The sequence below is a fragment of the Nocardia sp. alder85J genome (genome assembly GCF_020176955.2).
Classification (GTDB): Bacteria; Actinomycetota; Actinomycetes; order Mycobacteriales; family Mycobacteriaceae; genus Nocardia.
In genome coordinates, this window is the sequence record NZ_JAIUCZ020000004.1 from 676,887 (window position 1) to 698,172 (window position 21,286).

The 21,286-nt window shown below is 68.4% G+C and carries 20 protein-coding genes; 10 read left to right on the forward strand and 10 right to left on the reverse strand.

What is annotated here, in order from left to right; translation table 11 throughout:
- Positions 1 to 29: 29 nt before the first annotated feature.
- The gene (locus tag LBW94_RS18970; RefSeq protein WP_225057071.1) at positions 30 to 641 is read left to right on the forward strand and encodes a class F sortase; all 612 of its coding nucleotides are present in this window, start codon (positions 30 to 32) and stop codon (positions 639 to 641) included.
- Between the two features lie 65 nt (positions 642 to 706).
- On the opposite strand, the gene LBW94_RS18975 is transcribed toward LBW94_RS18970, so the two are convergent.
- Entirely contained in the window at positions 707 to 1,159 is a 453-nt protein-coding gene (locus LBW94_RS18975; protein WP_225057070.1) for a MarR family winged helix-turn-helix transcriptional regulator, read from the reverse strand.
- A 168-nt stretch (positions 1,160 to 1,327) separates the two neighbouring features.
- On the opposite strand from LBW94_RS18975, the gene LBW94_RS18980 reads away from it, so the two are divergent.
- A complete protein-coding gene (locus LBW94_RS18980) occupies positions 1,328 to 2,740 on the forward strand; it encodes an MFS transporter (protein ID WP_225057069.1) in 1,413 nt (470 codons plus the stop codon).
- A 156-nt stretch (positions 2,741 to 2,896) separates the two neighbouring features.
- Here the strand turns inward: LBW94_RS18980 and LBW94_RS18985 are convergent, their stop codons facing one another.
- The 8 genes from LBW94_RS18985 to LBW94_RS19020 form a co-directional block, all read right to left on the reverse strand.
- Positions 2,897 to 3,199: a winged helix-turn-helix transcriptional regulator gene (locus LBW94_RS18985; protein WP_225057068.1), complete on the reverse strand. Its 303-nt coding sequence runs from the start codon at positions 3,197 to 3,199 to the stop codon at positions 2,897 to 2,899.
- A gap of 35 nt (positions 3,200 to 3,234) precedes the next feature.
- On the reverse strand, positions 3,235 to 3,618 hold the full coding sequence (locus tag LBW94_RS18990) for a nuclear transport factor 2 family protein (protein WP_225057067.1): 384 nt from the start codon (positions 3,616 to 3,618) through the stop codon (positions 3,235 to 3,237).
- Between the two features lie 4 nt (positions 3,619 to 3,622).
- Positions 3,623 to 5,479: an acyclic terpene utilization AtuA family protein gene (locus LBW94_RS18995; RefSeq protein ID WP_225057066.1), complete on the reverse strand. Its 1,857-nt coding sequence runs from the start codon at positions 5,477 to 5,479 to the stop codon at positions 3,623 to 3,625.
- Positions 5,476 to 6,294 carry a TIGR03084 family metal-binding protein gene (locus LBW94_RS19000; protein WP_225057270.1) on the reverse strand — a complete coding sequence of 273 codons (819 nt, stop codon included), beginning with the start codon at positions 6,292 to 6,294 and terminating at the stop codon, positions 5,476 to 5,478. Before LBW94_RS19000 ends, LBW94_RS18995 begins: the two co-directional genes overlap by 4 nt.
- Positions 6,294 to 7,055 (reverse strand): enoyl-CoA hydratase/isomerase family protein, encoded by a 762-nt coding sequence (locus tag LBW94_RS19005; RefSeq protein ID WP_225057065.1) that lies wholly within the window; start codon positions 7,053 to 7,055, stop codon positions 6,294 to 6,296. Before LBW94_RS19005 ends, LBW94_RS19000 begins: the two co-directional genes overlap by 1 nt.
- Entirely contained in the window at positions 7,052 to 9,052 is a 2,001-nt protein-coding gene (locus LBW94_RS19010) for an acetyl/propionyl/methylcrotonyl-CoA carboxylase subunit alpha (protein WP_416276922.1), read from the reverse strand. The genes LBW94_RS19005 and LBW94_RS19010 overlap by 4 nt, the downstream gene beginning before the upstream one ends.
- A gap of 29 nt (positions 9,053 to 9,081) precedes the next feature.
- Positions 9,082 to 10,680 carry an acyl-CoA carboxylase subunit beta gene (locus LBW94_RS19015; RefSeq protein ID WP_225057063.1) on the reverse strand — a complete coding sequence of 533 codons (1,599 nt, stop codon included), beginning with the start codon at positions 10,678 to 10,680 and terminating at the stop codon, positions 9,082 to 9,084.
- Positions 10,681 to 10,863: 183 nt separating this feature from the next.
- Positions 10,864 to 11,787, reverse strand: a complete 924-nt coding sequence (locus LBW94_RS19020; protein ID WP_225057062.1) for an NAD(P)H-dependent flavin oxidoreductase — start codon at positions 11,785 to 11,787, stop codon at positions 10,864 to 10,866.
- A gap of 119 nt (positions 11,788 to 11,906) precedes the next feature.
- On the opposite strand from LBW94_RS19020, the gene LBW94_RS19025 reads away from it, so the two are divergent.
- Both LBW94_RS19025 and LBW94_RS19030 read left to right on the forward strand, forming a co-directional pair.
- On the forward strand, positions 11,907 to 13,157 hold the full coding sequence (locus LBW94_RS19025; protein WP_225057061.1) for a LuxR C-terminal-related transcriptional regulator: 1,251 nt from the start codon (positions 11,907 to 11,909) through the stop codon (positions 13,155 to 13,157).
- A 2-nt stretch (positions 13,158 to 13,159) separates the two neighbouring features.
- Positions 13,160 to 14,275: a LuxR C-terminal-related transcriptional regulator gene (locus LBW94_RS19030; RefSeq protein WP_225057060.1), complete on the forward strand. Its 1,116-nt coding sequence runs from the start codon at positions 13,160 to 13,162 to the stop codon at positions 14,273 to 14,275.
- A gap of 64 nt (positions 14,276 to 14,339) precedes the next feature.
- Here LBW94_RS19030 and LBW94_RS19035 read toward each other — a convergent pair whose 3' ends face one another.
- Positions 14,340 to 15,578, reverse strand: a complete 1,239-nt coding sequence (locus tag LBW94_RS19035; protein WP_225057059.1) for an acyl-CoA dehydrogenase family protein — start codon at positions 15,576 to 15,578, stop codon at positions 14,340 to 14,342.
- A 255-nt stretch (positions 15,579 to 15,833) separates the two neighbouring features.
- On the opposite strand from LBW94_RS19035, the gene LBW94_RS19040 reads away from it, so the two are divergent.
- From LBW94_RS19040 to LBW94_RS19065, 6 genes are all read left to right on the forward strand, one after another.
- Positions 15,834 to 16,283 carry a ketosteroid isomerase-related protein gene (locus LBW94_RS19040; RefSeq protein WP_225057058.1) on the forward strand — a complete coding sequence of 150 codons (450 nt, stop codon included), beginning with the start codon at positions 15,834 to 15,836 and terminating at the stop codon, positions 16,281 to 16,283.
- 30 nt (positions 16,284 to 16,313) lie between these two features.
- A complete protein-coding gene (locus LBW94_RS19045) occupies positions 16,314 to 16,817 on the forward strand; it encodes a ketosteroid isomerase-related protein (RefSeq protein WP_225057057.1) in 504 nt (167 codons plus the stop codon).
- Positions 16,818 to 16,819: 2 nt separating this feature from the next.
- Complete coding sequence (locus tag LBW94_RS19050; protein WP_225057056.1) at positions 16,820 to 18,382, forward strand: AMP-binding protein; 1,563 nt, start codon at positions 16,820 to 16,822, stop codon at positions 18,380 to 18,382.
- Between the two features lie 49 nt (positions 18,383 to 18,431).
- Positions 18,432 to 19,937, forward strand: coding sequence for an aldehyde dehydrogenase family protein (locus LBW94_RS19055; protein ID WP_225057055.1), 1,506 nt, complete (start codon positions 18,432 to 18,434; stop codon positions 19,935 to 19,937).
- Between the two features lie 78 nt (positions 19,938 to 20,015).
- Positions 20,016 to 20,627 carry a hypothetical protein gene (locus LBW94_RS19060; protein WP_225057054.1) on the forward strand — a complete coding sequence of 204 codons (612 nt, stop codon included), beginning with the start codon at positions 20,016 to 20,018 and terminating at the stop codon, positions 20,625 to 20,627.
- A 47-nt stretch (positions 20,628 to 20,674) separates the two neighbouring features.
- Positions 20,675 to 21,211 carry a flavin reductase family protein gene (locus LBW94_RS19065; RefSeq protein ID WP_225057053.1) on the forward strand — a complete coding sequence of 179 codons (537 nt, stop codon included), beginning with the start codon at positions 20,675 to 20,677 and terminating at the stop codon, positions 21,209 to 21,211.
- Positions 21,212 to 21,286 lie beyond the last annotated feature (75 nt).

The following is a 21,286-nucleotide window of genomic DNA, read 5'->3' on the forward strand; positions in this document are numbered from 1 at the left end:
GCAGCACGAACAGGATTGCGAGGATCACGATGAAGTCCGGTCGGACACGTCTCGGCGCCTGCGCCACCGCCGCGGCGGCGGCCGTGGCGCTGATCGCGGGCTGCGGATCAGCGGACCACAGCCGACCGGCGGCGGCCGCCGACACCGCCGCCGCGTCGACCACCGGTGTGCGGACCGCGCCGCCGATCGGCCGCTCCACCCCGGTGTCGTTCACGATCTCCTCGATCGATGCCGCGGGATCGCTGATCGCGCTGGGGCTCAACACCGACGGCTCGGTCCAGGTGCCCGCGGACTACCGGCAGGCCGGCTGGTACCAGAAGGGCCCCGCACCGGGTGAGCAGGGCTCGGCGGTCATCCTCGGCCATGTCGATTCGTACCAGGGCGTCGGCGTGTTCTTCTCCCTCAAGAAGGTCGAGCCGGGCAACATGATCGACGTGACCCGCGCGGACGGGAAGACCGCGCACTTCAAGGTCACCGACGTGCGCATGTACGACAAGACCCAGTTCCCCGACCAGGTCGTCTTCGGCCCCCGCGGCGGCGCCACTCTTCAAATCGTCACCTGTGGCGGCCAATTCGACCAGACCGCGAAGAGTTACCTGTCCAATGTGGTGGTCTTCTCGTCCCTGGACTCGGTGACGTAGCGGGCCCGCTACCCGGCGACGACGGGCCGGCGAGCGAGTGTGGTCGTAACCGGTCGGCCCGCGGGTCAGGCTGGATGTGTCTCGCCGCCGACCTTTCGCAGCAGCCGGTACAAGTCGTATCGCTCGCTCGTGGAGAGGTTTTCGAGTGCCGGCACGGAGTTGAATGCGACGTCGTCCAGGGTCGTGCGGACGCGGCGACCGTGGTCGGTGAGCGTGATGAGCCGGACGCGCCGATCGATGCTGCCAGTCTGCTTCTCGACCAGGCCGAGGGTCTCCAGCCGGTCGATGGTGCTCGAGGTGTTGGATATGTCGGCGCCGAGCTGGGTGGCAAGGTCCTTGACCGTGGTGGGTCGGGTCAGCTGCCGCAGCACCTTCGCCTGCACCGGTGTCACGCCTGCCGCGGCGGTGGCGGCCGCGAAATGACTGCGTACCAGGCCGACTGCGTGCTGTAGGGCATCTACCAGCTCGCCGGTGGTCAAGGCGTTGACCGCATGATCGGGGGGATGGCGCTGGGTCACTGTACCGACTCTACAGAAAATTGGGGGTTGACCACCAATATGTTCCGGGAGTTAGACTGCCCGAGAGTAATGGTGGTCAACTACCAATATATGGAGTGAGTGATGGACTCTGCTGCGACCCCACCGGCACCTTCGGTGTCGCCCGAAAAAACTTCACCAGCGGTGTATGTGGCGCTGGTATTGCTGTGCTCGGTGCAGATGATGCTGAACCTCGACGACACCGTCGTCAATGTCGCCCTTCCGACTCTCCAGCGCACGCTGGGCCTGTCCGAAGGCGGACTGACCTGGATAGTCAATGCCTACCTGCTGACCTTCGGCGGCTTTCTGTTGCTCGGTGGTCGCTGTGCCGACCTGTTCGGTCCCCGACGGGTATTCCTGATCGGTGTCGCGATCTTCGGAATCGCATCGCTGATGACCGGATCGGCGCAGAACTCGGCGATGATCATCGCCAGCCGCGCGGGGCAGGGGATCGGGGGAGCCGCGGCCGGGCCGGCGGCGCTGGCGATGGTTGCCGGTTTGTTCTCCGACCCGAGGGCTCGTAGTCGCACGCTCGGGATCTGGGCCGGTCTGGGCGGCTTCGCCGCCACACTCGGCGTGGTGTTGTCGGGCCTGTTGACGGAGTACATGTCATGGCGCTGGTGCTTTCTGATCAATGTCCCGGTAGCGGTCGCCGCATTGGTGGCGGTACCGCGGCTGGTTCCGGCCCGGCGGCCGGTAGCGGGTCCGCGCAGGGTCGACGGAATCGGAGCGGCCTTGGTGACAGGGGCGGCGGCAATGCTGGCACTCGGATTCATCGACGCCGGACGCGTCGGTCCGGTCACCATCGCTCTGCGAATCGGTACCGGTGTCGTGCTCCTGATCGCCTTCGCAGTCGTCGAGTCGCGGCACACCGCACCTTTGATCCCGCTGTCGTTCTTCCGCAACCGGGATCGCGCTGTCGCGAACCTGGCCAACATCGCACTCTGCTCGACCAACGTATCCATGCTGTTCTTTTTGACCCTGTACCTGCAGCAAGTGCTGCATCTGGGTCCTGCTCGTACCGGCGCCGCCTGGCTCCCGTTCTGCGCGACGGTAATCCTCGGCTTCGCGACCGCCGCGTGGTCGGTGCCGCGGGTCGGTGTCCGTGTGATCCTGATGGCCGCGTTGGGTACGGGCTCGATCGGAATGTTCCTGCTGTCGCGGCTGTCCTACACCGGCGACTTTCCGGCGCTGCTGCCAGGACTGCTTGTCGCCGGACTCGGCATGGGTCTCGGGTTCGTTGCCATGACCATCGCCGCGGTCGGCGAAACCCACGATGACATCACTGGACTCGCCTCCGGTCTGGTCGCCACAACTCAGCAATTGGGCGGTGCGATAGGACTCGGAGCGCTCGGTGCCGTGGCAAGTCACCGTAGCGCACAGCTCGTGCGCACCGGCTTCCGCCCGGAATTCGCCCTCACCGAGGGATTTCGCGTCGCCTTCCTGATATGCGCGGCGCTCGCCGCAGCCGCGACAGTTCTCGTAGGCATCGGGATCACCCGCAACGCCGGAATCGTCGAACTGCCGGACCACTCCGATGCCACCGCGCCGGCTGTCGGATGACGGAAACCCACGACAACGTCCGTGATGTGCTTGTCGAGCGTGCCTCCGACTGGAATGCCTTCATCGAGCGCCGGACCGAGCAGATCGCCGCCCAGCCCTCACCGACACGGCGAGGCAGGCCAGCGGCCTCGGCATGGGCCACTGACCGATGCCCTCTCATCCATCATCGTTGTGCCACTCCGCCGCCCACTGCGTCAATGGTGCGAGCCGCTCGACGAGTGTGCGCCCGGCGCTGGTCAGCCGGTACCCCGCCTCGTGTTCGACGAGACGCGCCTCGGTGAGCTCGGACAGCCGACGGGTCAGCACACTCGAGGAGAGGTCGCCGCATGCGGTGCGTAGTTCGCGGAAGGTGAGTGGGCCGGGGGCCCGATCGAGTTCCCAGATCACCCGCAGCACCCAGCGCCGCCCGATCAGATCGAACAGGGCCATGATCGGGCGTCCGGTGGTCGATCCGCGCACCGGGCGTCCTGGGCGTGGCGTTTCGGCTGCCACGATCACGCCGCTTGCGGCGGGGGTGCGTCTTCCAGTCGCCGTGCCATCTCCGCGATGGCCGCGCGCAGTGCCCGATACGGTCGCAGGAACAGTGTCACGTGGGTCAGGCTGCCGGTCTCGGAGAGTTCTTCCCGCAGCACCCCCTGAAGTTCCTGGTCGGCGAATCGTGCGGTGAAGGCGAACATCCCCTGCTGCCCGTCGGTCCACTGCCGGGTCTGGTGCACCGAATCGAGCACCGTCGCGATCGTGGCCAGGAGGTGTGCCGCGCGGGCCCGGCCGTGGTAATCGGCGACCGGGCTCGAGAAGACCGCCTCCTCGGCGAGCAGGGCCGGCAGTTGTGTGGAGTCTTTCGATTGCCACACCCGCAATATCAGACTTTCGGACATGCCTCTATTTTAGAGGCGAACTGGGGACCTCGCACCCCGGACGGGCGGCGTGTGCCGTGCCGGCCGGCGGGCGCGGGCCGGCCGCCGTGAGCCTGTCCGGGATCTCGGTCCGGGTAGCTCGGAGAAATTCACCGAGTCCCTTGGCTTGTGGGTCGGTGCGGGTGCAGGAGGCGACGCCGTCGCCGAGGAAGCCGACGACCACGAAGTTCAGCGCCCGGAGGTTCGGGAATTCGTAGCGACGGATCTCGAATCCTGCTGTGTCGGGGATCAATTCGGTGAACTTGTCGACAGTGAGATGGGTGCGCAGCCAGTTCCATCGCTCCGGGGTGTCGGTCCAGACGCCGACGTTGGCCTTGCCGCCCTTGTCGCCGGATCGGGCCGCGGCCACGGTGCCCAGCGGACGTCGGGTGACCGGACCGAAATCCGTTGTGCTCGTGTCGGGGTCGTCGTTCTGGACGACGGCGAGACAACGGTCGTCGGTGTGTGGGCAGTGGCCGACGGCCTCTCGGTGCCCGTCCGCGTGCACCACCACGTGCTCGATCTCCGCGGCGGGCACCAGAGTCGGCCAGTACACCCCGAATTCGGAGGCGGACGACGGTGGTGTCGTGGTGTGGAAGCCGGCGTATCCGGCCAGTGCCAACTCCAGCACCGCGTCCGAGAAGGCGCGGTCGACCCGCGCCCGGTCGTGGTGCTTGACGGTGATCCGCAGGTGGGCGGTCGCATCGCTGAGCCGGATCGGGTCGCTCCGGTCGTAACGTAGCAACTCCACGTCGACCTCGTCGAAGGACGCACGGCCGCCGAGGATATCGAACAGCTGCTCGGTGGCCCGATGCGCCTTGCGCGTGATGTCGAGTCCGGTCAGCACCATGGTCATGGTGTTGCGATAGCCCCCGAGATAGTTCATCGCGACCTTGAGCTGCGATGGCGGCGGTGACCCGGTGGCGCCGGTCACCCGGACTCGGTCGGGGCCGTCCTGAACCAGACGGAGGGTATCGAAATGCGCCACCACGTCCGGATTCGGGTAGGCCGGTGCGTCGACCTCGTAGAGCAGTTGGGCGGTGACCGTTCCGGTCGAGACCAGCCCGCCGGTACCGTCGTGCTTGGTGAGCACGAAACTGCCGTCGGCGGCCAGTTCGGCGATGGGTGAACCGGGGTATCGGTGGTCGGTCAGCTCGTCGAGCTGTGAATAGTTGCCGCCGGTGGCCTGTGGGCCGCATTCGATGATGTGACCGGCGGCGATTGCGCCGGCCAGGGCGTCGAAGTCGGTGCGCTCCCAGTCGTGCCACCACGCGCCCACACCCAGAACCAGGGCTGCGTCGGTAACCCGCGGCGCGATCACCACGTCGGCGCCGCGGGCCAGCGCTGCCGCGACACCCCAGCCGCCGAGATAGGCGTTGGCCGACACGGGCCGCACGCCGGCCTGCGCCAATGTCCGGCCGGTGTCGAGATGGCGGAACGGGTGCCCGGCGGCTTGCAGGTGGGGCAGGCGTTCGACGATGTCGTCGCCTTCGATGTGCGCGACCGACAGGTCCAGTCCCGCCGCGCGCGCCACGTCGCGAACCCGGTCGGCCAACCGGCCCGGGGCCAGGCCACCGGCATTGACCACGACCTTCACGCCCCGCTCGGCGCAGGTCGCCGCGACCCGGGTGAACTGCGTCAGAAAGGTTTTCGCGTATCCGGCCGCCGGGTCCCGCTGCCGCGCCTTCCAGAGGATCAGCATGGTGAGTTCGGCGAGGTAGTCTCCGGTCACCACGTCGATCGGCCCGCCGTCGAGCATGTCCTGGAATGCCGCGAGCCGATCACCGTAGAACCCCGAGATGTTGCCGATCCGGACCGGCCGCCGGGAAGTCGGGGCGTTCATCGATGAAATTCCTCTCGGCCGTTGGTGTTTCGCTGAGGCCGGCCCGTACCCGGCGCGCCCGCGTAAGCCTGGGCGATGGTCATCCATCGCGTGGCGACGTCGCCGTGGACGGTCAGCGCGGTGTCCGCGACGTGCCGTCGCTGGGTGATCGCGAGCACGAAATCCGCTGCGGGGCCGATGACCCGGTCGGTGGCGCCGGCCGGGCCCCAGGTCCACAGCTCGCCGGTGCCGGGCGCGGTCAGTTCGACCCGAACCGGTTGCTCGGGCACGCTCAGGCCGTGCAGACGGTGGGCGAACGCGAACGTGCTCACGCCGAGGTGCGCGATGCTGCGCAGTCCGGATGCGGGCGGATGTGCGACGCCGGCGGTGTCGTAGATGTCCTGCCCGTGCGCCCAGGTCTCCATCAGTCGCGCGGTCGCCGCGGAGGCGACGCTCATGTCCGGCCCGAACCAGGGCAGCCGGCGGCGGGGATCGTCCTCGGCGAACGCGGTGAGCAGCCGACGGCGAGATTCGGTGAACCACGCCTGCAATTCCCGACGCGTCAGATGCCGGTGTCGTTCCGCGACCCGATCGGGGAAATCCGTTCCGAGCGCGGTCAATTCGGCGGCATCGACGCGGAACCGGTCCGCGTCGGTCAGGGCCAGGTACGCGAAGTCGTCGAAGAAGGCGAGGTGTGACAGCTGATCGTGCACCGTCCAGCCCGCGGCAGGGGTGGGTGCTCGCCAGAATGTTGCGGTCGTCGTGGCGAGGAAATCCAGGAGGTGGCCGGTTTCCGAATCCAGGGCGCCGAGCAGTGCGGGATAGTCGACGGCCATTACCGGCCTTGCCATTCCGGGGCACGCCGGGCCACGAAAGCCGCCATGCCCTCCTGCGCGTCGTCACTGGAATATACAGGCGCCCAGATCATTTCGGCGCGCTCGAAGGATTCGTGCAGCGAATGCTCGGCGGTCAGCGCCATCGTGCGCTTACCGGCCAGCACGGACAGCGGCGCGTTCGCCGCGATCCGCAGGGCCAGTTCCTGGGTGCGTTCGCGCAGTTCGCCCGGTTCGGTCAATTGGTTGACGAAGCCGATCTCGTATGCGCGTCGTGCCGTCAGGGGCGCACCGGTCAGCACCAGCTCCATCGCCACCCGCCTCGGGATCATCAGCGGAAGTGGTGCGGCCCAGGGTGATCCACGTCCCACTCGAACCTCGGAGATGGCGAAGGTGGCTGTGGTCGCCGCGACGCACAGGTCACAGGTCTGCGCGAGCAGGAATCCGCCGGCGTAGGCCGCTCCGTTGACCGCGGCGATCGTCGGTTTGTCGACCTCGATGTTGCGGCCGAACTGCGGCACGAAATCGACCGGCGGCACGGTCAGCCCGTCCCGGCTCATCTCGGCCAGATCGCCACCGGCGCAGAACGCTTTGTCGCCGGCGCCGGTGAGCACCAGCACCTTCGCCTCGTCGTCGTCGTTGAATCGCCGAACCCCCGCGAAGAGCCCGTCCCGGACGGCGCGGTCGAGGCTGTTGCGCGCCTGCGGCCGGTCGATGGTCAGCCAGGCCACACCGTCGCGGACCTCGTAGCGCACGGCGTTCACGACTGCCCTCCGTCCTGCACGACCGCGAGTAGCTGACCGGAATCGACTTGGGCCGCAAGGGAAATCGGAATCCTCACGACGACGCCGGTGGCGGGTGCGCGCACGGTGTGTTCCATCTTCATCGCCTCCAGCACCAGGATCGGGTCGCCCGCCGAAACCGGTTGTCCCTCGGTCACTTCGATGCGCACGACGGTGCCCGGCATCGGCGCCAGCAGTGATCCGGCCTCCTGGATTCGGCTGGGGTCCGGGAATCGCTGCACCTCGTTCAGTTCGGTGGATCCGAGCGCGCTGTCGACGAACCAGGTCGTACCGTCGGCGGTGACGCGGTACCGTCGGCGGACGCCGTCGACGACCGCGTCGACGAGATCCGCGGTGGTGGTGAGCAGGGTCAGGTTCTCCGGCTGCCAGTCATCGACGCGCGCGGTGGGGCCGGTGCGCTCGAATCGGTATTCCACCCGCAGGGTCCGGTCGCCGTGGGTGAACGACATGGTCTGGCCGGCGCTGGGCAGGGTCCGGAAACCGGACGGCAACCCGGGCAGGATCGTGGCGCCGGCTCGGCGCGCCGCCTGGGCGGCGAGCGCGGCCACCAGCGCGTGTGTCGCGGTGGTGGTGTCCGCGTCGCCCGCACCGGCTGCCAGCGTGGCCGGGTCGTGCCGGTCCAGATATCCGGTATCGATGGCGCCGGAACGGAATTCGGGCTCACGCAGGATGCCGATGAGCAGGTCCCGGTTGGTGGTGACGCCGTGCACCCGAGTCTCTCGCAGCGCCCGGGCCAGCACCGCGCAGGCGGCGTCGCGGTCGGGCCCGTAGCCGATCACCTTCGCCAGCATCGGGTCGTAGAAGGTGCTCACCCGGGAACCCGAACCGTAACCCGCGTCCACCCGGATACCGGGCAGCTCCGGGAATTCCAGCGTCGTCAGGGTGCCCGACACCGGAACGAAGCCCGCCGCAACGTCTTCGGCGTAGAGCCGGACCTCCACCGCGTGCCCCCGCGGGGTCGCGGTGAGCAGCTGTTCCGGTAGCGGCGCACCCGCGGCGACCAGCAACTGCGCGCGGACCAGATCGATGCCGGTGACGAGTTCGGTCACCGGATGCTCGACCTGCAATCGGGTGTTGACCTCCAGGAAGTAGAACGAACCGTCGGGCGCCATCACGAATTCCACCGTGCCCGCGCCCTCGTAGGACAGCGCCTTGCCGGCGGCGATCGCGGCCCGGCCGAGTTCGGCGCGCAATTCCGCGTCGACGGCGGTCGACGGGGATTCCTCGATGATCTTCTGATAGCGCCGCTGGATCGAGCATTCCCGCTCGCCGAGATGGACGACCGTGCCGAAGCGGTCACCGAAGATCTGCACTTCGATGTGCCGGGGGGCCTCGACGAACTTCTCCAGGAATACCGTGCCGTCGCCGAAGGCGGAGGCGGCCTCGCGCCGGGCGCTGCGCACGGCCTCGGCCAGTTCGCTCTGCTCCCGGACGATCCGCATGCCGCGCCCGCCGCCGCCGAAGGCGGCCTTCACCAGGATGGGGAAGCCGATCTCCGCGGCCACCGCGCGCAAGCGCTCCGGATCCCCGTCGGATTCGTGCTCGACGGTCGCCCCCGGCAGCACCGGCACCCCGGCGTCTGCCATGATCCGCTTGGCCTCGATCTTGGATCCCATCGCGGCGATCGCCGTCGGGCTCGGACCCACGAACACGATGCCCGCGGCGGCGCACTCGCGCGCGAAATGCGCGTTCTCCGAGAGGAATCCGTAGCCGGGATGGACGGCGTCGGCGCCGGTACGACGGGCCGCGGCCAGGATCGAGTCGGCACGCAGATAGGTGTCGGCGGGTGCGGTGCCGGGCAGGTGCACCGCTGCGTCGGCCTGCGACACGTACGGTGCGTCCCGGTCGGCGTCGGAGTACACCGCCACGGTGGCGATGTCCATCTGCCGTGCGGTGCGGATGACCCGGGCCGCGATCTCGCCCCGATTGGCGATGAGAAGTGTGGTGATCGAACGGATTTCGGTATCGAGAGACACGACTGCTCTTTTCACATCCGGAAGACGCCGAAGCCGCGCCGACCGGCGACCTCAGCGGAATGGGCTGCGGACAGGGACATTCCGAGTACCGCGCGGGTGTCGCGCGGGTCGATCACGCCGTCGTCGTAGAGACGCGCCGAGATGAAGAACGGATGCGACTCGGCCTCGATCTGCCGTTCGATGGCCGCGGTTCGCGCGGCGTCGGCGGCGGTGTCGAACTCGCGCCCGGCGGCTGCGGCAGCGGATCTGCCGACGATGGAGAGCACACCGGCCAACTGCGGTGCGCCCATCACCGCCAGCCGGGCATTGGCCCAGCTGAACATGAAGCGCGGATCGTATGCGCGCCCGGACATGCCGTAGTTGCCGGCGCCGAACGAGCCGCCCATGTTGATGCTGATGTGCGGGACGTCGCTGTTGGTGACGGCGTTGATCATCTTGGCGCCGTCCTTGATGATGCCGCCCTGCTCGTATTCGGTGCCGACCATGAATCCGGTGACGTTGTGCAGGAAGATCAGCGGGGTGTCGGTCTGATTGGCCAGCAGGATGAACTCCGTCGCCTTCTTGGCCTCGTCGCTGAACAGCACGCCGCGGGTGTTGGCGAGAATGCCGACCGGAAAGCCGTGGATCGACGCCCATCCGGTGGCGATGCTCGTTCCCCAGCGCGGCTTGTACTCGGAGAACCGGGAACCGTCGGCGATCCGGGCCACGACCTCGCGCGGATCGAAGGGGATGCGCGGGTCGCCGGACGCGATACCGAGCAATTCGTCTGCGTCGTAGCGGGGTTCGTCGGCGGGCAGGGTCGGGCCCGGACCGCGCTTGTGCCAGTTGAGGTGGGTGACGATGTCGCGCCCGATGCGGATGGCGTCGGTCTCGTCGACGGCGAAGTAGTCCGCCAGACCCGAGACGCGCGAATGCATGTCGGCACCGCCGAGGGCCTCGTCGTCGGCGTCCTCGCCGGTGGCCATCTTCACCAGCGGCGGGCCGCCGAGGAAGACCTTGGCGGCTCTGTCCACCAGTACGGCGTAGTCGCACATGCCCGGCACATAGGCTCCGCCCGCGGTGGAGTTGCCGAATACGAGTGCGATGCTGGGTATTCCGAGCGAGGACAGCTCCGTCAGCTCGTGGAAGATTCGTCCGGCGTGCACGAACAGTTCCGCCTGTGTCGGCAGGTCGGCGCCGCCGGACTCCACGAGATACATCACCGGCAGCCGGTTGATTCGCGCGATCTCCAAGGCGCGCAGGTTCTTCCGCAGTGTGTAGGGGTTCATGGTGCCGCCGCGCACGGTCGGATCGTGCGCGATGATCATGCATTCGATGCCGGACACCACGCCGACCCCGGTCACGATCGCCGCGCCCACGGTGAATTCGGTGCCCCAGGCGGCGAGAGCGGACAGCTCCAGGAACGGGGCGTCGCGATCGAGGAGCAGTTCGATGCGCTCGCGGACCAGTAGCTTCCCACGGTCGCGGTGGCGCTGGGCATAGCGCTCGCCCCCGCCGGCGGCGGCCAGCGCGAGTTGGGTGTTCAACGCGGCGACGGCGTCGGCCTGCACGCGCTGATTGGTGAGATATGTCGACGATGTGGGGTCGACCTCGGATTTGAGTACGGACATCCGTACGCCTTTCGACTCGGGGGTCGCGATCAGGTGCCGCGAGGCTGGGAAGCCCGGACGAGTTAGTGAATTGCTATACACTAACTCGGGGACTCGGCTTGGGGAAGACCTGAATTTCGGGAAATCTGCCGCGTAGTTGCCGGAGTGTGCCTGCGTTGCTCGCGGGAAGTGAGCTGCCGGTAACTATTCTGAGTTGGTGAGCGGTGCGAACGGCCGCCGCCGGGCCTGCTCGTACTGCTTCGTCAGCGTCGCCACCAGCGCGGCGACCGTGGTGACTTCGTCCACCCCGGCCACGCTGTGCCCCGCACTCCATGCGGTGCGGTTGCGCAGCAGCCGGTCCTGCCGGAATCCGGTGCCCTCCTCGGGATCGGTGGCCTCCTCGCGCGCCAGCCAGGCGGCGAGCAGGCTGGCCGGGATTCCTCCGACCCGGGTGGACAGCCGCACATCGTCGAGCGTCGCCTCGACCAGCGCGGATCGGTAGTCCTCGCCGGCCTCGCTCTCGGTGGTCGCGATGAAGCGGGTGCCCAGGTAGACCAGATCGGCGCCGAGTACCTGGGCCGCCAGCATCGACGCGCCGTCGCTGATGCCACCGGCGAGTACGACGGGACCGTCGTACAGCCGGCGGACCGCGCGCACGAACGCGAACGGGTTCGCCCAGCCGGTCTGGCCGCCCGCACCCGCGGTGAGCAGTACCAAACCGTCGACGCCAGCATCCAGGGCGCGTCGCACGTGCACCATGCCGGAGACGTCGGCGAAGACCCGGCACCCGATCGCGTGCAGCGGTTCGATCACCGGCGCGGGTGATCCGACGCTGGTGATGACGAGTTCCACGCCGTGCCGGACGAGGCAGTCCAGATCAGCGTGCAATCGGTCGTTCGTCTTGTGTACCACCAGGTTCGGGGCTGCGGGCGCGGGTGCGCCCGCAGCGCGGATACGGTGCAGCCAGGCATCCAGCTCGCCGGTGGTGGCGGCGTTGTGGGTGGGGAAGGAGCCGATCACGCCGCTGCGGCAGGCCGCGATCACGAGATCGGGCCCGGACACGCTGGTCATCGGCGCGGCGACCGCGGGAATGGTGAGGCGGGTCGCGAGAGAGTCGGGTAGGGCCATGCGGTTAGTAAATCATGAATCACTAATTTTCCGATTTGTCTCGCTCCTCGGCCGCGTGGAGGTGGCCGCCCGACCTCGCTGCCCACGTGAGTGACCGACGATTCCTGTTGCTTGACAGAGTGATCTACATCACCGATCATGTGTCGATAAGTAAATCGCCCAACACATCGAGTATGTCCCCGACAGTGAGTGCGACACAGTGTGCGTCCGCGCGAGCAGCGGGAGCCGGCGCAGCGTTGGACGCGGACCGCCGGCCCGGCGATGTATGGAAGCTCGAGGGGACGATGACGTCATCGACGGTAGTACGAGAACAGGCCCGCACCGAGCCGATCGCGCGGATTCCCGGATCGGGCGGGCCCGGCGGGAAAGCGGTGGAGGCCGCGGCGGCGGTGTGGCAGGGTCTGGCCGCGGTTGGTACCGGATCGGCCGATCTCGGCCGGCTGTGTGACCTGCTCGCGGAGTTGGTCGCCGGGCAAGCCGCGGTGTACGCGGACCTGGCACAGCGGCCCGGCCGGGCGCTCGCCGGAATATTGGCCGCGCTCGCACGGCTGCGCGACGAGCCCCTCGCCGCCGAAGTGCTCGACCGCGCGCCCGCCGAACTATGCGCGACAGGCGTTTTCGATCGGGTGCTCGTCTCGGGCGTCCGCGGCTCGGTCTGGACGCCGCGGCGGCTGTTCCGATCCGGTGGCGGAGATCAGCAGTTGTACGACTTCCTGACCGATCTGGAGATCCCGCTGGCCTCGCCGATGGTCGAGGCGGAGATCGTGCGGCGCCGACTGCCGGCCTTGGTCACCGACGCGCAGCACGAGCCACGAGCGTTCCGGGCGTTGATGGCGGTCTCGGGGACGAACGAATACGTGGGTGCGCCCGTCGTCGCCCAGGGCGTGGTCATCGGGCTGTTGCACGCCGACAACCAGGTCTCGGGCCGGCCGCTGACCACGATGGACCGCGACCGTCTGCGAATCTTCGCGGAGGGCCTCGGCGCGATCTACGAGCGGAAGTTGCTCGAATCGCGACTGGCCGGCCAACGGGAGCAGTTGACGGAGGCATTTCGCGCGATGGAAACCATATTCACCGCGCCGGAGGTGCTGCCGTCGCCGGTCGGGACGGCTGTTGTCGCGACGCCGGCTGCGACGACCGGCGACCGGCCGGAATCCGGCAACCCGTCGCAGCTGACCGCTCGCGAGCGCGAAGTACTCGCCCTGCTGGCGAGCGGGGCGACCAATGCGCAGGTGGCGGCGCATCTCACGGTGGCCGAGAGCACCGTGAAATCCCATGTGAAGAGCATCTTGCACAAATTGGGCGTATCGAATCGCGCCGGCGCGATCGCGCGGTACCTGCGCGCCCACAACAACGAACGGCGGATCTGACGATGGCGGTGGCGATGGCGAGCGACGCGCGGCGCGGCGACGGCGAGCTCACCGCCCGGCTCGATCGGTTACGAGAGGCGGTGCGCGACAACACCGGTGGCGGCCTCGTGCCGTCCGCCGAGCACGACGGCGCCCACGGGCCGGCCGAGGCGATCGCCGAACTCCTGCACATCTGCCTCGGCCGGCTGCGCACCGTGCCGGCCGCCGACATCGCATCCGCCGAGCGGCTGTGCGCGCTGATCCTGGAGTTGCAGCGGCTGGCCACGGACCACTATCTGAACGACACCGCCGGTCGCGGTGACCGACTGGCCGAATGCGCGGCCGCGCTGAGCCGGCTGCGCGCGATTCCCGACACCGCCGCGTTGCTGGGCTCGGCCTGCGAGCAGATCGTGACGCGCTGCGGATTCGAGCGGGTGGTGCTGTCCTGGGTGCAGGGTGGCACGTGGCGGCCCGCGCTCGGCCACTTCGCCGCCGAACGCGATTCGGCCTGGTTCGCCAGCTGGCGTAACGAGCGCATCCCCCTGGATTCGCCCGCGCCGGAGGGCAGGCTGATGACCCAGCGCCGCCCGGTGCTGGTGGCCGACACCGCGAACACGCCGGTCTACCGGCCGATCATCGTGGACGCCGGACGGTCGCGGTCGTACGTGGTCGCGCCCATCGTGCAGGGCGGTGACGTGGTGGGATTACTGCACGCCGACCACCACCAGGCGGATCGGCGCGCGGACGAGATCGACCGGGATGTGTTGTGGGCGTTCACCGACGGCCTCGGTTACATCTACGAGCGGACCGTTCTGCTGGAACGGCTGCACCGCCAGCGCGATCAGATGCGGGAGCTGCTGGCGGCCGCGGTGGACAGAATGGACGATCTGTGCGAGTCGGGCTTCGACCCGACCCCCGAACATCCGGGGCCCGCCGCGTACGGCGGCACGGAAACCCTGACCGAGCGCGAGGCCGAGGTGTTCCGGCTGATGGTCTCCGGCGCCACCAACCGCGCCATCTCCGAGCAGCTCGTGATCACCGAGGGCACTGTGAAATCGCATGTGAAACACATTCTGCGGAAGTTCGGCGCGGCCAACCGGGCCCAGGCGATCGCCTGGTCGCTGCGCACCGAGCGCTAGTGCGGGCGCGCCGGACGGCGCACGATCCCGGTGGGTGCGCCGGGTCGTGCGTCGGTCGGTCCGGTCAGCCCTGGTGGTCCGGCGTCCGCAGCAACTGCTCGCCGATGTACGCCCGGGACTGATCGGCGTTGAGCGGCTGGAACATCGATGCGGCGGAATCGCGGTAGAGGCGTTCGAAGATCGCGCCCCGGCGGAACGACGATCCGCCGACCATGCTCATCGCGTGCCGGGTCATGTGCAGGACGTTGTCGGCGATGAAGGTCTTGGCCAGTCCGATGTAGGGGAACCGTAGTTCCGCGGGCCAGTCGGCGTCCGCGCCCGAGATGACCTCCTCACAGGTCCGATAGAGCACTCGCCGGCTGAGTTCGACGCGGGAGGCCATGTCGCCGATGCCGTCGATGATGTGCCCGACGCTCGCGACCTGGGTCTCGGCGGCCACGATCGCGCCGAAGGTGGCGCCCAGGGTCTTCTTCGACAGCGTCGCCCGCGCCTCCTCGAGCACTCGGTACTGCATGCCCAGATAGATGCTGGCGAACATCAGCGAGGCCCATTCGAGCACGCCGAATGCACCGGCGCGCCAAGGACAGATGAAGCCGTCCGCGGGAATGTGGAAGCCGTCGAAGTGGATCGTGTGGGTGCCGGTGGCGTGCATACCCAGGGCGTTCCAGGTCCGTTCGATCCGGATGCCGTCACCGACCCCGTTCTCGTCCACGGCGAAATCGGCGATGAAGAAGCTCTCCGCGGCGACCCGTCCGGCGAAGTCGTCGGGCAGATTGCCCTCGGCGTCGGTGATGGTGGCGTTGGTGGTGATGATGGTCGCCGCGTCGCACAGCGTGCCCCAGGTCTTCTTGCCGTAGATGCGCCAGCCGCCCTCGGGTTGCGGGACGGCCCGCATATCGGCCAGCCCGCTGAATCCCGCGCGCTGCTCCGAGAACGGTCCGAAGACGAGTTCCCCGTCGGCGACCCGGCCCAGCCAGTACTTGTTCTGTTCCTCGCTCATCAGGTTTCCGGCGATGCCGACCATGATGTAGTGCATGTTGTAGGCGAGGGTGATCGCGGAATCACCCCGGGACAACTCGCTGATCACCTTCGAGGCGTGCAACAGGCCGCCGCCGAGGCCGCCGTGGACCTTCGGCACCGGCAGCGCGCCGAGCCCCGAGTTCTTGAACACCTCGATCGAGGGATATGCGAAGGTGTTCTTCACATCGTATTCCGGACCTATTTCGCGGAAGTACTGCGACACTTCCCGGGCCTTCTCGAAATACGGCTGGAATTCCTCGTCGGTCATGTCCGAGACAAGCATGTCTGCTCCTAGCTTTTCTGTGGGTACGGGTCCTCTGCGGTGCGCACCGCCAGTCTGGCAATGCCGGTCCGCCCACCACACCTCCCGGAAGGGGGATTTGCGGTCGACGAAGGGGGAACAGCGGCGTCGGCGCCGGTCGCTCGACGCGCCGTCGTACCCCCTTAGGGCAGTGCATATCCCCCGAGGGGAAGTCGATTCGCCCGGGGTTCCGGCAATACCTTGGGTCCGTTCCTGCGAACCGAGGGAGAAATTTCCATGAGTCATTCGTTTGCGGTCAAGTGGTTGAAGGCATTTCGGGAGAGCCCCGAGGCGGTCGTGGCGCTCTATGCCGACGAGTTCGTTTTCGAGGACCCGATTCTCGGGCAGAAGATCACCAGCAAGGACGACCTGCTACGTGTTTTCGCGCCTTATGCGAACAAGGACACCGAGAACGGTATCGGTATCAACAACTTCCGCATCGATGAGGTGGTCGGCGACGAGAAGGCGGCGATCTACCGCTGGACCTGGGAGGCCCCGACGGCGACGGCCTTCGTCGGCGTGCCGACCCACGGCAAGGTGCCGGGCAGCCGCGGACTGACCTTCCACGCCTACGACGAACAGGGCCTGATCGTCCGCGAGGCCAGCCTGTGGGATGTGGCCACCGCGGTCGCCGAGCTGGGCCTGCCGATCCGGCCGGGTGCGGTCGCGCAACTGCCCGCCGCCTGAAATCCGAACTGCCCGAAAGGAAGACAAGTCATGAGCACCCACGACGAGCACGCCCGGCGCTGGAGCAAAGCGCTGACCACCGACACCGACACCGCGGTCGGCCTGTACGCCGACGACCTGGTGTACGACGATCACGCCGATCGCGACCACGTGCTGTCCACGGCGATCACCAAGGCCGAGCTGGCGCCCCGGCTGGCGCCGTTCGCGAACACCGATCGCGGCAACGGCGCCGGCATCCACCGGTTCGACGTCTTCGACAGCGTCCCGCTCGCGGGCGCCGGTGGCCATGCGGCGGTGGTGATCCGCTGGCAGTGGACCGGGGAGGCGCTGGCCACCTACCGCGGCGTTCCCACCGACGGACGGACCCTCACCACCCAGGGCATCACCTGGCATCAGCTCGACGCGGACGGCAGGATCGCCCGGGAGACCACCTACTGGAACGACACGCCGATCCTGCAGGAGCTGGGGCTGCCCATCATCACCCCCGAGTACTGGGTCGAGGGCTTCGACCCGTCGACGCTCGCCGGTTCCTGACCATGTGGGGTACGTTGCCGGACGTCCTCGACAGGGCGTGCACCTATTACTCCGACTCGACCGCGATCATCGACGGCGACCGGTCGCTCACCTACCGGGAACTGCTCGACCGGCGCGATCGCGTGGCCGACGGCCTCATCGGGCTCGGCCTGCGCAAGGGGGAGCGGGTCGGATTGCTGCTGCCGAACTGCCTGGAGTTCATCCCCGCGCAGCACGGGATCTGGGCGGCCGGCGGCGTGCTGGTCCAGCTGCCGGTCCGATCCTCGGCCGACGGATTCCACACCAACCTGTCGCAAACCGGTGCCACGACGCTGATCTATCACGCGCAGTTCGAGGATCGGATCGCCGCGATCCGGGATCGGCTGCCCGAGTTGCGGACGCTGATCCGGCTCGGTTCGGGATCGAATGCCGTTGATGCTCTTGATTATTCGGAGGTATTCGAGGACGGGCCGCCGGTCGCCCGGCCGGACGTGGGCCTGGTCGAGGACGACGAGGCGTATGTGCTGTTCACCTCGGGCAGCACCGGCGAGCCGAAGGGAGTGGTGAACTCCCACCGCACCTGGGCGCAATACAGTATTTCCGCCGGGCTCGAGATCGGCGACACCCGTTTCGGCGAGGTGTTCGCGCACGGCGCCCCGCTGACGCACTTCACCCAGATCTTCGTGATGCCGACGTTCGTGCGCGGCGGCGTGAACGTGATGCTGCCCGGCCTCGACGTCGACGGCCTGCTCACCAGCGTCGAGCGCTACGGCGTCACGGCCACCGCGGTCGTGCCGACCATCGTCTACCTGCTGCTGGACCATCCGCGCCGCGGCGAGCACGACTTGTCGTCGCTGCGGACCATGATCTACGCCGGGTCGCCCATCGCGCCCGAACGGCTGCGGGAGGCGCTCGACGCGTTCGGCCCGATCTTCGTGCAGACCTACGCCGGAACCGAACAGGGCTACGTCTCCTGCCTGCGCAAGAACGAGCACCGGGTGGACTCGGCGACCTGGATCGGCCGCCTCGCCTCCGCCGGGCGGCCGATGTTCCAGGTGGGTGTGCGCATCCGCGACGACGCCGGCCGGGACCTTCCGGTCGGCGAAACCGGCGAGATCTGCTCCCGGCAGCTCGGGCAGATGCTGGGTTATCTGGATCCGTCGCGGAATCACGAGGCGCTCCGCGACGGCTGGGTACACACCGGCGACATCGGCCGGCTCGACGCGGACGGCTTTCTGTATCTGGTCGACCGGAAGAAGGACATGATCGTCAGCGGTGGTTTCAATGTCTTCCCGCGTCAGGTCGAGGATGTCCTCGCCACCCATCCGGCGGTGGCGCTGTCGGCGGTCGTCGGTGTGCCACACGGAAAGTGGGGTGAGGCCGTGCACGCCGTCGTGGTTCCGAAGGCCGACGCACGGGTCACCGAGGGCGAGTTGATCGCCCATGTGAAGTCCGCGCTCGGCGGCGTGGCCGCCCCGAAGACGATCGAATTCACCGACAGCGTGCCGGTCAATCCGGCCGGCAAGGTCGACAAGAAGACGATCCGAGCACCGTATTGGCAAGGGCGAGAGCGGCAGATCGGATGACACCGCAGATCTCCCCGCGGCACATCGCAGTTCAATTCAGGAGTAACCGATGAGTGCACCGCACTACTCACTGTTCATCGACGGCAAGTGGATCGACACCGGCGAGACGTACGAAATTCGCAGTCCCGCAACCGAAGAGCTCGTCGCGACGGTCGCCAAGGGCGACGTCTCGCACGTCGACCTGGCGGTGGCCGCGGCGAAGGCCGCCCACGAGGCGGGCGTCTGGCGGTGTACGCCGCCGGTCCGGCGGGCCGAGTTGCTGAACGACGTCGCCACCCGATTGGCTTGCCGCACCGCGGAATTGGCCGAACTTCAGACCCGGGAGAACGGTGCGACCATCCGTATCACCGGTGCGCTGCACGTCGGCCTGTCGGTGGCGCAGATCCACTACCTGGCGTCGCTGGTCGAGCAATACCCCTGGGAGGAGGCCGGTCCGGAGATCGGCCCGGTTCCCGCCGTCGGCCTCGTGCGGCGCGAGCCGGTGGGCGTGGTCGCGGCGGTCGTGCCCTGGAACATCCCACTGCTCACAATGGTCTGGAAGATCGCACCGGCGCTGGCCGCGGGGAACACCGTGGTACTGAAGCCCGACGAGCATGCGCCGCTGCTCGCCCTGGAACTGGCGAAGGAATTCGAGGCCGCCGGCCTGCCCGCGGGCGTGCTCAATGTCGTCACCGGCGACGGTGAACCCGTCGGCGCCCACCTGACCGGACACCCGGATGTACGCAAGGTGGCGTTCACCGGATCCACCGCGGTCGGCAAGGCCATCCTGCGCCAGTCGGCGGACAGCATCCGGCGGGTCACCCTCGAGCTCGGCGGCAAGGGCGCGAACATCCTGCTCGACGACGCCGATCTCGATATCGCCGTCGACGGCGCGCTGTTCGCGTGCATGGCCAACAACGGCCAGGCCTGTGAGGCCGGAACCCGGCTGCTGGTGCCGGCCGCCCGGCGCGACGACGTGGTGGCCCGACTGGTCGAGCGCGTCGCGACGCTGCGCGTCGGTGATCCGCTCGATCCGGCGACCCACGTCGGACCCATCGTGTCCGCGGTACAGCGGGACCGCATCCTGGACTACTTCCGGATCGCGGAGCGGGAGGGCGCCGTGGCCGTGGCCGGCGGCGGCGTCCCCACCGGTCCGGAATACGAGAAGGGCTACTGGGTGCAGCCCACCGTCTACGTCGACGTCACCAGCGATATGCGGATCGCGCGCGACGAGGTCTTCGGGCCCGTGCTGACCGTGCTGACCTACGACTCGGTGGACGAGGCGGTCCGGATCGCGAACGACACCGATTACGGTCTGTCCGCGGGTGTCTGGGGCGGCGAGGAACAGGCGCTGGAGGTCGCGCGGCGCCTGGAGGCGGGCATGGTGTGGGTGAACGACTGGCACGTCATCCACCCGGCGTACCCCTTCGGTGGCTACAAGGAGAGCGGACTGGGCCGCGAAGGCGGGCCGGACGCGCTCGACGAGTACACCGAGCGAAAGTTCATCTCACTGGACCGATCCGGTGGGATCGAGAATCGGGCGTTCGCGATCGTGATCGATCCGGTCGCCCACTGAACGACGTATTCAGCCGCGGCGCATGGTGATCCCGAGGCGGGATCACCATGCGAGCGGCCGGCCCAGGAGACAATCATCATGTCCCGATCGACGAACGACGGCGCGACGCCGTTGCAGATCGCCCTCGAGGTGACCGGACACGGACATCATCCGGCGGTGGCGGGCATTTCGGCCGCCGGCCACTGGCTGGGCCTCACCGGCGGTGTGGAATCGCCGGGGCGGCAACCGGATACGGTTGCCCGGGTGCGAGCAGCGGATCTGCCGTCCGCGGCCCGGCTCGTCGCCGGGATCCGATCGGAACTCGCGGCGACGGGCATCGATCCGGCCGGGGTGGCCGTACTGGTCGATCTCGAGGTGATGATCGCACTCGACGCGTCGAGCGCGCGCCGGGCCGTGCAGCGACTGGACGACCTCGTCGCGCCGCCGCCACCGGCGACGCCGCGCTATGTCGGGACACCCGCCGGGCTGGCCGGACTGATCGCCGACATCCACGCCGCCGGAGTCGCCGACGGTGTCGTCCTGCTCCCGCTGGTCAACCGGGAAGTGCTGGGGCACATCGCCTTCCGGACACTGCCCGTCGTGGAATCCGCGGGCGTGCAGCTGCTGCCCGCACGAGTCGCCGAGATACGCCTGCGGGCGCTGGGCGGCGACGCCGATTCGCCGGCCGCACAGCGCAGTCGGCCGGCCTGAGCCGCCCGCGCCCCATCACCGACCGGTCATCCCCCAGGAGGAATTCGATGCCGAGTTCATGGCGGCCGTTGCGCGGCCGCATCATCGACGAGGACACCGTCGACGCGGACGACTACCGCGGCACCCTGCGCCGGCATCCGGCCGGGGTCACCATCATCACGCTGGATTCCGGCACCGGGCCGGTGGGATTCACCGCCACGTCCTTCGCCTCGCTGTCGCTCGCGCCGCCGCTGGTGTCGTTCAACATCACCGGCACGTCGTCGAGCATCGGCGCGCTACAGGTCGCCGAAACCGTGCTGGTACATCTGCTGGGTGTGCATCAACTGCCGCTCGCGCAACGATTTTCGCGCAGCGCGGAGCAACGCTTCGCCGACCCGTCGCTGTGGTCGCGGCTGGAGACCGGTGAGCCCGTCCTGCACGGTACGCCGACCCGGATCCACACCCGGATCCGGCAGCTGATCCCGGTGGGCGATTCGATCCTGGTCATCGGCGCGGTCGTGGGCGTACACCACGACGACACCGACAGCGCGCCGCTGCTGTACCACGAGGGCTCGTACGCCGCTGCGGTCCAGCTGGCGCAGTAGCCGCGGTACGGCACCGCCCGACGACGAAGCGGAGCGACCTCGAATTCGAGGTCGCTCCGCTTCGTCGTCGGGCGA